General features: G+C 66.2%; 12 protein-coding genes and 2 pseudogenes. 7 read left to right on the top strand and 7 right to left on the bottom strand.

Going from position 1 to position 10,544, the window contains the following annotated elements; all coding sequences use genetic code 11:
- From KBZ07_RS10805 to KBZ07_RS10785, 5 genes and pseudogenes are all read left to right on the top strand, one after another.
- A pseudogene (locus tag KBZ07_RS10805) lies at positions 1–487 on the top strand (anthranilate phosphoribosyltransferase); the annotation flags it as partial.
- 153 nt (positions 488–640) lie between these two features.
- The gene (locus tag KBZ07_RS10800) at positions 641–1,954 is read left to right on the top strand and encodes a CmpA/NrtA family ABC transporter substrate-binding protein (protein WP_254931618.1); all 1,314 of its coding nucleotides are present in this window, start codon (positions 641–643) and stop codon (positions 1,952–1,954) included.
- A gap of 43 nt (positions 1,955–1,997) precedes the next feature.
- Positions 1,998–2,831: a nitrate ABC transporter permease gene (gene ntrB, locus KBZ07_RS10795; RefSeq protein WP_396124021.1), complete on the top strand. Its 834-nt coding sequence runs from the start codon at positions 1,998–2,000 to the stop codon at positions 2,829–2,831.
- 1 nt (position 2,832) lies between these two features.
- A pseudogene (locus KBZ07_RS10790) lies at positions 2,833–3,642 on the top strand (nitrate ABC transporter ATP-binding protein); the annotation flags it as partial.
- A 2-nt stretch (positions 3,643–3,644) separates the two neighbouring features.
- On the top strand, positions 3,645–4,451 hold the full coding sequence (locus KBZ07_RS10785; RefSeq protein ID WP_254931617.1) for an ABC transporter ATP-binding protein: 807 nt from the start codon (positions 3,645–3,647) through the stop codon (positions 4,449–4,451).
- Position 4,452: 1 nt separating this feature from the next.
- Here KBZ07_RS10785 and KBZ07_RS10780 read toward each other — a convergent pair whose 3' ends face one another.
- Positions 4,453–6,591 carry a molybdopterin oxidoreductase family protein gene (locus tag KBZ07_RS10780; protein WP_254931616.1) on the bottom strand — a complete coding sequence of 713 codons (2,139 nt, stop codon included), beginning with the start codon at positions 6,589–6,591 and terminating at the stop codon, positions 4,453–4,455.
- 42 nt (positions 6,592–6,633) lie between these two features.
- On the opposite strand from KBZ07_RS10780, the gene KBZ07_RS10775 reads away from it, so the two are divergent.
- Together KBZ07_RS10775 and KBZ07_RS10770 are read left to right on the top strand one after the other, a co-directional pair.
- The gene (locus tag KBZ07_RS10775) at positions 6,634–7,119 is read left to right on the top strand and encodes a nitrate reductase associated protein (RefSeq protein WP_254931615.1); all 486 of its coding nucleotides are present in this window, start codon (positions 6,634–6,636) and stop codon (positions 7,117–7,119) included.
- Positions 7,116–7,718 (top strand): molybdenum cofactor guanylyltransferase, encoded by a 603-nt coding sequence (locus KBZ07_RS10770; RefSeq protein ID WP_254931614.1) that lies wholly within the window; start codon positions 7,116–7,118, stop codon positions 7,716–7,718. Before KBZ07_RS10775 ends, KBZ07_RS10770 begins: the two co-directional genes overlap by 4 nt.
- Before the next feature lie 25 nt (positions 7,719–7,743).
- Here the strand turns inward: KBZ07_RS10770 and KBZ07_RS10765 are convergent, their stop codons facing one another.
- From KBZ07_RS10765 to KBZ07_RS10740, 6 genes are all read right to left on the bottom strand, one after another.
- Complete coding sequence (locus KBZ07_RS10765; protein ID WP_254931613.1) at positions 7,744–8,127, bottom strand: HEPN domain-containing protein; 384 nt, start codon at positions 8,125–8,127, stop codon at positions 7,744–7,746.
- On the bottom strand, positions 8,114–8,533 hold the full coding sequence (locus tag KBZ07_RS10760; RefSeq protein ID WP_254931612.1) for a nucleotidyltransferase family protein: 420 nt from the start codon (positions 8,531–8,533) through the stop codon (positions 8,114–8,116). The genes KBZ07_RS10765 and KBZ07_RS10760 overlap by 14 nt, the downstream gene beginning before the upstream one ends.
- Before the next feature lie 21 nt (positions 8,534–8,554).
- Positions 8,555–8,689 carry a hypothetical protein gene (locus tag KBZ07_RS10755; RefSeq protein ID WP_254931611.1) on the bottom strand — a complete coding sequence of 45 codons (135 nt, stop codon included), beginning with the start codon at positions 8,687–8,689 and terminating at the stop codon, positions 8,555–8,557.
- Positions 8,680–8,994 (bottom strand): sulfite exporter TauE/SafE family protein, encoded by a 315-nt coding sequence (locus tag KBZ07_RS10750; RefSeq protein ID WP_254931610.1) that lies wholly within the window; start codon positions 8,992–8,994, stop codon positions 8,680–8,682. Before KBZ07_RS10750 ends, KBZ07_RS10755 begins: the two co-directional genes overlap by 10 nt.
- Entirely contained in the window at positions 8,906–9,298 is a 393-nt protein-coding gene (locus tag KBZ07_RS10745; RefSeq protein ID WP_254931609.1) for a TSUP family transporter, read from the bottom strand. The genes KBZ07_RS10750 and KBZ07_RS10745 overlap by 89 nt, the downstream gene beginning before the upstream one ends.
- 27 nt (positions 9,299–9,325) lie before the next feature.
- Positions 9,326–10,544: molybdopterin dinucleotide binding domain-containing protein (locus tag KBZ07_RS10740; protein WP_254931608.1), on the bottom strand; the 1,219-nt coding region annotated here is incomplete at its 5' end.

The following is a 10,544-nucleotide window of genomic DNA, read 5'->3' as shown; positions in this document are numbered from 1 at the left end:
GGCCAGCCTGGAACTGCTCTCGACCCCCCACTGCGGCAACCATCTACTGGTGAGTGGCTTCGTCCATCCCCCCACCGAAAAACGGGCCTGGGAGGCCCTGGCCACCGCCGGTGAAACCGAGGTGCTCACCGTGAAGGGGCTGGAGGGGTCGACCGACCTGCCTACAAGCCGGGCTGGCATCACCGCCCGGGTCCGCGACGGCTCGCTGGAGCGGCTGCTCGTACACCCCCGGGACCATGGCCTACACGGCGATGAAATCGCCTGGGAAAGCCTGGAAACCTGGCAGCAACAGGCGCTAGCAGCCTTGGGTGGTGAAGGCCCCCTGGCTACGCCGCTGCTCTGGAATCTGGGGGCCTACCTCTGGCTGACCGATCGCTTCGAAAACCTTGCCGATGCCCTCGCTCAAGCGCGAGCTCTGCTGGCCTCGAAATGCGGCGAGCGACTGCGGCAAACCCTGGCCGATCCCAGCGAAAGCGGCAATTGGTAGCAATTGCAACCCTCAACTTGAAGCCAGCCGTGGTCTTGTAAGTGGGTCGGTCAGCTTGTGCGCCGGCTCGATATTTAGACCGGTTCGGTGCGCTTCTTTGTGGAGCCCGTCCGGAGTGCAGTTGCCGCCACTCCGGCCCATCCCAATCCAGCCATGTCCGACCTTTCGCGCCGCAAGTTTCTGATCACCGCCGCCGGTTCGGCAGCTGGAGCTATCTGGCTAGCCGCCTGTGGCAGCCCCAGCAAAAAATCTGAAAATCAAACAACAAGTCAGGCCGGTGGTGCTGATGCGCCTGAGCTGAAGACTGCCACCTTGGGCTTCATCGCCCTCACCGACGCCGCGCCCCTGATCATTGCCCTGGAGAAGGGTTTGTTCGCCAAGCACGGCATGCCCGAGGTGAAGGTGGTGAAGCAAACCTCCTGGGCCGCCACCCGCGACAACCTGGAGCTGGGCAGTGGCAGAGGCGGCATTGATGGCGCCCACATCCTCTCGCCGATGCCGCTACTGCTAACTGCCGGCACGATCACCAAGACCAAGCAGCCCCTGCCGATGTACACCCTGGCGCGGCTCAACCTGCAGGGCCAGGGGCTATCGGTGTCGAAGGACTACCTGGCCAACAAGCTCAGCATCGACAACAAAGCGGGCCTGGCACAGGCGGCGCAACAGGCCAGCGGTAAGGGCAAGAAGTTCAAGGCGGCCGTTACCTTCCCCGGCGGCACCCACGACCTATGGATGCGCTACTGGCTCTCTGCCAATGGCATCGATCCCAATAAGGATGCCGACCTAGTGGTGGTGCCCCCCCCCCAGATGGTGGCGAACATGCAGACCGGCACCATGGACACCTTCTGCGTTGGTGAACCCTGGAACCAGCGCCTGGTTAATAAGAAACTGGGCTACACCGCCGCAGTTACCGGCGAACTCTGGAAAAACCACCCCGAGAAAGCCTTCTCGATGCGGGCCGACTGGGTTGACCAAAACCCCAAGGCCGCCAAAGCCCTGCTGATGGCCGTTCAGGAGGCTCAGATCTGGTGTGAAGACCCAGCAAACCTTGATGAGCTCTGTGAAATCACTGCCAAGGACAAATACTTCAAAGCCAACGTGGCAGATATCAAACCCCGTCTAGCCGGCGACATCGACTACGGCGATGGCCGCGTAGTTAAAAACAGCCCCCTGAGAATGCGCTTCTGGAGCGAAAATGCTTCCTTCCCCTTCAAAAGCCACGACCAGTGGTTCGTTACCGAAGATATGCGCTGGGGCTACCTACCCTCGGACACCGATATCGATGCCTTGGTGAACAAGGTGAACCGGGCTGATCTCTGGAAGGAGGCTGCCACTGCAATCGGTCAAGAAAAGGCCATTCCCGGCAGCGATTCGCGCGGCAAGGAAACCTTCTTCGACGGTGTGGTGTTCGACCCGGAAAATCCCAAGGCCTACCTAAACGCCCTGGCAATCAAGGCGATGAAGTGAGCTTCAACGCCTAGCAAACTCCCCGTTCCCACTCCCGCCATCCGTGACCCCCACCGCTTCCCCGGGCCGGCGCTCCCGCCGGCGCCGGCTGCTGCCGGCCCTGCCCCAAATCCTGCCCTACCTGCTCTGCATCGGTGCCTTTCTGCTGGTTTGGCAGTTGCTTTCGGGCGCCCTTGGTTCTGCGCGACTGCCCGGCCCGATCAACGTGCTGGTTGATACCTGGGATCCCTACATCAGCCAGCCGTTTTTCGATGACGGTGGCACCAGCAAGGGCCTGGGCTGGCAGATCCTGATCTCGCTGCAACGGGTGGCGGTGGGCTACGGCCTGGCGGCGGTCGTGGGAGTCGCCATCGGCGGCCTGCTGGGATTAAATCGCTTCGCCGGCAAAGGCTTTGATCCGGTAGTGCAGGTGCTGCGCACCGTGCCACCGCTGGCCTGGTTTCCGATTTCGCTGATGGTGTTTCAAGACGCCAATACATCGGCGGTATTTGTAATCTTCATCACGGCGATCTGGCCGATCATTATCAATACGGCTGTGGGTATCCAGGAGATCCCCCAGGACTACACCAACGTGGCCCGGGTGCTGCGCCTTAGCAAGCGGGCCTACATCAGCAACATCGTGATTCCAGCCACGGTGCCCTACGTGTTCACCGGCCTGCGCATCGCCGTGGGCCTGGCCTGGCTGGCAATCGTGGCCGCAGAGATGCTGAAGGCCGACGGCGGCATCGGCTACTTCATCTGGGACGCATACAACGCCGGCGGCGATGCCAGCTCAAGCCAAATAATCTTGGCGATCATTTATGTGGGCGTGGTGGGCCTGCTACTGGATCGCCTAGTTGCCTGGGTGGGTCGCAAGGTGAGCAAGGGAGCCGCCTGACATGACCACTCCAGCTGGACTGATCAGCGTCGATGCCGTTACCCAGGTATTTCCCCTCGATGACGGCGGCCGCTACGTAGCTCTGCAGGGCATCAATCTCGATATCGCCGCAGGCGAATTTGTGTCGCTGATTGGCCACTCGGGTTGCGGCAAGAGCACCCTGCTCAACCTGCTGGCCGGGCTCGACCAGGCCAGCGAGGGCGGCATCTTGATAAATGGCCGTCAGGTGACCGATCCAGGCCCTGATCGCATGGTGGTGTTTCAGAACTATTCGCTGTTGCCCTGGCTCACGGTGCGCCAAAACATCGCCCTTGCCGTAAACACCGTCTACCCCTCCCAAAGCAACCAGGAGCGGCGCGAGATTGTTGAGCGCAACATCCAGACGGTGAATCTCAGCGCCGCCGCCAACAAATTTCCAGCCGAACTCTCTGGCGGCATGAAGCAGCGGGTGGCGATTGCTCGGGCCCTGGCCATCAGGCCCAAGCTGCTGCTGCTCGATGAACCCTTTGGCGCCCTCGACGCCCTCACCCGCGGCAATTTGCAGCAGCAGCTGATGCAGATCTGCCAGGAATCGGGGCTCACCGCCGTGATGGTCACCCACGACGTTGACGAAGCCCTGCTGCTCTCAGATCGGGTCGTGTGCCTGAGCAACGGACCAGCAGCCGGCATCGGCCACATCTTGAAGGTGCCCCTGCCGCGCCCCCGGGACCGGCTCACGGTGATGGACCACCCCGACTATTACCACCTCCGCGCCGAGCTGATCCACTTCCTGCAGGAGCAGCGCCGGCTCAAGCAACTCGCCGCCAGCTCGCGATGACCACCGCTACCTCTAGCCCTGCCTTCCTCGAGTTTCGGGACGTGGGCCAGGTTTTCCAGTCTCGGCGCGGGCCATTTGAGGCCCTGCGTGACATCAATCTCCAGGTGCGGCAGGGGGAATTCCTCTGTGTGATCGGCCACTCCGGCTGCGGCAAGAGCACCCTGCTCAACATGGTGTCTGGCTTTCTGCAGCCCAGCCACGGTTCGGTAACGCTGCAAGGCAAGCCGATCACAGGGCCCGGCCCCGACCGGATGGTGGTGTTTCAGAACTACTCCCTGCTGCCCTGGCTCACGGTGTGGCAAAACGTAGAGATGGCCGTCAAAGCGGCCCGGCCCGAACTGGCTGCCGGCAGCCGGCACGAGGTTGTGACTCACCACCTGGAGATGGTGGGCCTGATGGAGGCGCGCACCAAACGCCCTGGGCAGATTTCGGGGGGCATGCGCCAGCGGGTAGCGATCGCCCGCGCCCTGGCCGTGTCACCAGCGGTGCTGGTGCTGGATGAACCCTTCGGGGCCCTTGATGCCATCACCAAGGAGGAGCTCCAAGAAGAGCTGCTAGCTATCTGGCGTGAGCAGAAACCCACCGTGCTGATGATCACCCACGACATCGACGAGGCCCTATTTCTGGCCGACCGAGTCGTGATGATGACCAACGGCCCTGCCGCCGGCATCGGCGAAATCCTCGAGGTGCCCTTTGAGCGGCCCCGTCGCTACGAAGCCATCCAGGAAGACCCCCGCTACGGCCAGCTGCGCAACCACGCCCTCGATTTTCTATATCGCCGCTTCGCCCACGACGTGGATTAGGTCAGGCCGGCGTCAGCGCCACCGCCGCTGCCTTGAGCTCCGGCTGCTTCGAAATCGGGCAGCCCAGCTCATGCATCAGTCGATTGGCCTCACAAGCCAGCTCGCCTTGGGAGGCGCCCCAGTGCATCGGCAAAAACACGGTGCCGGGCCGGATGCGATCGGTGATTTGTACCTTCACCGACACCGCACCGCGGCGCGACCGCACTAAGGCCAGAGCCCCATCAGCCAAGCCGGCGCGATCCGCATCGCTTGGATGCACCTCCAGCAGCGGTTCGGGGTGGGCCTTGAGCGCCCGCGCCACATGGGCCGTGCGGGTCATGGTGTGCCAGTGGCCCAGCAGCCGCCCCACCGTGAGCACCAGGGGATAGGAGTCGCAGGGGGGTTCCGCCAGGCCCAGGGGCGGATCGGCCCAGAGGAGTGCCTTGCCGGAAGGGGTAGGGAAGGCCAGATCGCCATAGAGGCGCGCCTTGCCGCCGCCGGGGGCGGTGCCGGCGGGGAAGGGCCACTGCTGGGGGCCGTGCTCAGCCAGGAGCTCGTGGCTAAGGCCGCTGCTATCGCAGAGCCGGCCAGCCGTGAGTGCCACGAATTCGGCATACACCTCGCCGGCGTCAGGCCAGCCGAACTGCGCCTTAAAACCGAGGCGCCGGCCCAACTCCGCAAAGATCGCCCAGTCGGCCCGGGCTTCGCCTGGGGGCTGGCGGAAGGCAGAGCAGAGGGTGACTCGGCGCTCTGAGTTCACCATTACACCAGCCTTTTCGCTCCACTGGGCCGCCGGCAGCACCAGGTGAGCCAGCGCCTCGGTTTCCGTGCCGGCATAGGCCTCGCTCAACACCACCAGCGGGCAGTTCGCCACCGCCGCCCTCACCCGATCGAGGCTGGGCAGGCTCACCAGCGGGTTGGTGGCCGCCACCCACCAGAGGTCGAGCTCGCCGCGCTCCATCGCCTCGATCTGCTGCCACACCACCAAGCCAGGCTCTGGCGAGATCGAGCCAGCAGCAAAGCCCCAGTGGCGCTCCACCTCGGCCCGGTGCGCTGGATCACCTACGGCGCGGTAACCGGGCAACAGCTGGGCCAGGCCACCCACCTCGCGGCCACCCATGGCATTGGGCTGGCCGGTAAGTGAAAAGGGTCCGGCGCCGGGGCGGCCGATCTGGCCACTCACCAGGTGCAGGTTGCAAATCCCGGCCACGGTGGCGGTGCCCTCGCGGCTCTGGTTCACCCCCATCGACCAAAGGCTGAGCGCCGCCTGGCTGGCGATCCACCAGTCGGCCAGCTGACGCAGGTCGGCCTCGGCGATGCCGCACACCGCCGCCGCCCGCGCCGGCTGCCAGGCCCGCCAGAGGGTCTCCAGCTCGGCGAAACCCTCGGTGTGGGCTGCCACGCAGGCCTGATCCACACCGCCCAGCTCTAGCAACAGATGACCCAGGCCGCAGAGCAGGGCCAGGTCGGTGCCGGGGGCGATCGCCAGGTGCAGGTCGGCGGCATCGCTGGTAGCGGTGGCGCGCGGATCCACCACCACCAGGCGCGGCCCATTCCCCTTTCGCCGGCGCTTAAGCAGCCGCTGGAACAGCACCGGATGGCAATCGGCCGTATTGGTGCCGATCAGCAGCACCAGATCGGCCAGATCGAGGTCGTCGTAGCAGCAGGGCGGGCCATCGGAGCCGAAGCTGCGGGCATAGCCAGCCACCGCCGAACTCATGCAGAGGCGCGAGTTGGCGTCGAAGTTGTTGCTGCCCAGGGCGCCCTTGAGCAGCTTGTTGGCTGCGTAATAGTCCTCGCTGAGGAACTGACCGGAGCCGTAGATCGCCAGCGCTTGGGGCCCCTTGGTGGCCAAGGTCGCCTCGATGCGCTCCACCAGGATGGTGAAAGCCCGCTGCCAGCTGATCGGCTCAAAGGGCTGGTCGATGCGCGCACGCCACAGGGGCGTGGTGAGGCGGTTGGGGTGCAGGGTTTCGCCCACCGTGGCGCCCTTGATGCACACCTGGCCCAGGGACGAGGGATGGTGGCGGTCGCCGCGGGCGATCCAGATGCCGCCGGGTTCAGCGGGGGCCTTCAGCTCCAGGCCGCAGCCCACGCCGCAGTAGGGGCACTGGGCTAGGGCAGCTGGACTGGCGGCCGGAATGGCGGGATGAGTAGCCATGGGGCTATTCGACCAAGCCAAGGCGCCCGATGATGGTGGCAGTTGTTACCGCAGTTCCCCCTGGGCTCTCTTCTAGCCAGAACCTGCTTCCACTTCGAGGCCGACTTCACCGCCGACCTGCGCTGCATTCCGATGGCCGTGCGGCGCAAGCTCGATCTGGCCGGCGTGAAGCTGAAGCTGCAGCACTGGAGCGAGCTGAGCGAGACAGAACGCGTTGAGCTGCTGGCCTGGCCCGATGACCCCGCCGCCATCGAGGCGTTGCGCCAGCACCTGCAGGCGCGCACCAGCGCCCTCAGCGCCGGCCAGGCCAAGGACCTACCCCGACCCGACGCTGAGCCCTGGCAGCAGGCCGACCAGCTGCCCGAAGTGCTGGCCGCCTCCTGCACCCAGCTGAACCTTGAGCTGCGCAGCGGCGGCTGGGCGGAGCTCACCGAACTGCAGCGCTTCGCCCTGGTGAAGCTCAGCCACCCCGGCCACGAGCACCGCAACCTGCCGCGGGCCCTGGCGGAGTTTGGGCTGCTGGTGTGAACCCGCCCCTGCGCTGCTGCCTGCTCAGCGGTGGCGAAAGCCGGCGCATGGGCCGCGACAAGGCGCTGCTGAGTCACCCCGAGGGCGGCAGCTGGCTGGAGCGCACGCTGCGACTGCTGGCCCAGCTGGACGCCCCGATCACCCTGCTGAGCCGCCATGGGGCGCACCTGGAGCTGGCGGAAGAGCTGGCCCTCGAGCTCGCCCCGGGCGCACCGATGACGGCCCTGGCCGAACCGCCGCCCTGGGAGGGGCCGCTGCTGGCCCTACACCGGCTGATGCAGCATCACCAAAACGAGCAGCTACTGCTCTGCCCAGTGGACATGCCGGATCTCAGCCTGGCCGCCCTACAAGCCCTGCTGGCGGGCGCAGCAACAGGGAGCCCGACCAGGCTCCAGCTGGCCCACGACGGTGAGCGGCTGCAACCGTTGCTGGGCCTCTATCCGAGCAGTGCCCCGATCCGGGTCCACCTGGCCTTGGCGGTGCAGCGGGGCGAACGGCGCCTGCAGAGCTGGCTGGCGACGCTGCCCTACCAGGCGGTGGCGCTTAATCCCCGTGCCATCCGCAATGTGAACCGGCCTGAGCTTGGTCAGTTGGCCTAAGCCAAGTCAGTTGGCCTAAGCCAAGTCAGCCGGCCGACTCCCCCACCGCCTCCACCACGCGCTCACAACGCTCCAGCTCCGCCTCGACCAGTGCCAGCAGCTCCTGCCGCGATGCCGGCAGCGGGAAGGGTCCCTGCTCGTAGCGGGCCTCCACCGCAAACACCTGCAGCTCCAGCAGCAGGGGATCAAGCTGCTGACCAGCCAGAGCAACCAAATCTTCGAGGTCATGGACCCGGGGCGGCTGGCGATCGGCCAGCACGATCCAGGCCTTGAGCAGTTTCTCCACCACCTGCTGGGCGGTGAAGCCCCAGTCCTCGTCGGGATAGGCAGGGTCAAGGGTCAGCCCCAGGCTGCGCAGATGGCGGCGCACAATCGCCAGGAGCAGCAAGGCGTCTTCAGCGGGCGACATACAGCACCCGGCCCTCACGAGCCACATCGCCGAACACATGCCAACGGGAGCCGCTCAGGCGCTCGGCATCAGCGCTGCCCGCCACCACTAGGTCGACAGCTACTCCCTGCCGACCCAGCGCTCGGTTGAAGCGCTTCCAGCAGGCCAGCTTCTCGGCCGGCGTGAGCTGGGGCTGGCCCACGATCACCGCCAGATCCAGATCTGAGTCAGGGCGCGCCTCACCCCTGGCCCGGGAACCAAACGCGATCACCGCCTGCACATCGGGTTCGGCGCACAGACGCACCAAGGCTTCCCCAGACCTCAGGGGATCCAACCCCGGACCCAGCTCAGGAGCAGGCTCCAGCGCCAGGGACTGACGCCAGGGGATGGTGGGCGGCGTGAAACGCTCGGCAGCGGAGGCGACCATGCTTGAACGCTACCGCCAACATCAGCCCGCGAAACCCAGGAGCTTCGCGGCGGCCAGCAGCACCAAGGCCAGACAGCGACGGATCCAAGCCACCGGCAAGTGGCGGCTACCCAGCCGCGAACCCACCGCACCGGCCAGCAGCACCATCAGCAACATCCAGCCCAGCTGGGACGGCAGGGCAGCAGGGCCCCAGATGACTGGCGGGCCAGCAGCAGGCCGGCAAGGCAGCTGATCGAGTTGCCGAAGATGAACAGCGACGACACCGCTGCCGCCTGGCGGGTGGAGGCCCAGCTGCAACACAACAGCAGGGGCGTGAGAAACACGCCGCCGCCGGTACAGGTGAAGCCGACCAGCAGCCCCAGCCCGGCACCGCTAGTCACCAGCAGAATCAACGGCGGTTGCGTCAAGCGCTCGGGATCGCCGGGCTGGCGGAGAAAGCGCAGGGCCGAGGCCAGCAGCACCAGTGCGACCAACTGCTGAAACCAGAGCGTGAGCAGATCGAGCCAGCGCCCCCAGAAAAGCCATCGGCAGGCCGGCCAGCAACATCGGCCAGAACAGCCGCCAGCGCAGGTGGCCGGCTCGCACGAACTGCCAGCTGCCCTGGGCCGCCACCGCGGTGTTCAGGATTAAGGCAAGCGGCTTGATCTGCTCCGCCGGCAGACCTGCCAGAGCCAGGACGGCGATATAGCCGGAGGCGCCAGCATGGCCCACGGCGGCATAGAGAAAGGCCACCAGGGCCAGGAGCGGCGGCAGCCAGAGGGTCACAGCCAGCTCCGCAGCTTCACCACACCCTCAAGCCACAATCAGCCCTCTGCCGCGCACCAGCACGGGCACCCGCTTGAAAGCCGGCGTGCCGCTCTCGGGATCGCTCACCGCCCGCATCAGCACGTTGGCCTCCGGATAGAACATCAGCGCCGCACCACGCCGCACCGAGCCGGGGATCAGCTCGATCCCGTCGAGCTGGCCCGCTTCGCCCTGCACGGTCACCCGCTCGTGGGCCCTCAGACCACAGCCAGCCAGATCCTCCGGGTTGACCAGGATCGTCTGGCGGTGCGGCATGCCCCGATAGCTGTCGCCCTGCTTGTAGACCACCGTGTTGTGCTGGCCGTAACTGCGGGCGGTGATCAGGTTCAGTACCAGTCCCTGCTCGCCGGGGGCCAGCCCGCCGAAATGATCCGCATCCGGCAATCCGAGCTCGGGCAGCGGCGTGACCGCCAGCTGGGCCCGGCCAGTGGCGGTAGCGAAACGGGGCCCCTGGAACACCCGGCCAGCCACCTCGAATTCCTTCTTGCTGGCGTCGATCTCGGCGATGGCGGCATAACCGGGCACGGTGCGGGCGATCAGCTCGCGCACATAGACGGGATCCTGCAGCCGCCGCCAGTCGATCGGCTCGGTGCCGTGCAGGCGGTGGGCCAGCTCGGCCAGGAACTCCACCTCGCTGATCAGCTGGCCGCTGCCCAGGTGGGTGCTGCCGGGCTCATTGAGCCGCACCCAGTTATTGCCCGATTCCACCGTGGTGCGGTGGGGGGTTTCGAAACGGTTGAACACCGGCAGCAGCAGGGTCTGGCGCGCCGACAGGCCGTGGAAGTGGCCGGTGTTGGGCTTGGTGGCCAGGTAGATAATCGTGTCTATGCGGCCGAGGGCGGCCTGGGCCTGGCGGCTGTCGGGATTGGCGCCGTACAGGTTGCCGCCCAGACAGAGCAGGGAATCGACGGCGCCTGCAGCGGCCGCCTCGATCAGGGCGCGGGTGTCGTAGCCCCGGGTGGGGCTGAGGGGCCGGCCGAGCAGCTGCTCGAGCGCCAGCCGCATCGGCTCGCGCAAATTCACCGTCACCCCCATCGAGCCGAAGCCCTGCACGTTGGAGTGCCCGCGGATCGGCATCGTCCCCGCCCCCGGCCGGGCCACGTTGCCCGTGAGCACAGCCGTGTTAGCGATCGCCTGCACGTTGGCGGTGCCGTTGGCGTGGTGGGTGATGCCCATCGCCCAGGCGAACACCACCGCCTTGCACGCA

It is taken from the genome of Cyanobium sp. BA20m-14 (genome assembly GCF_024346295.1).
This window is presented reverse-complemented; position numbering and strand designations above follow the sequence as displayed.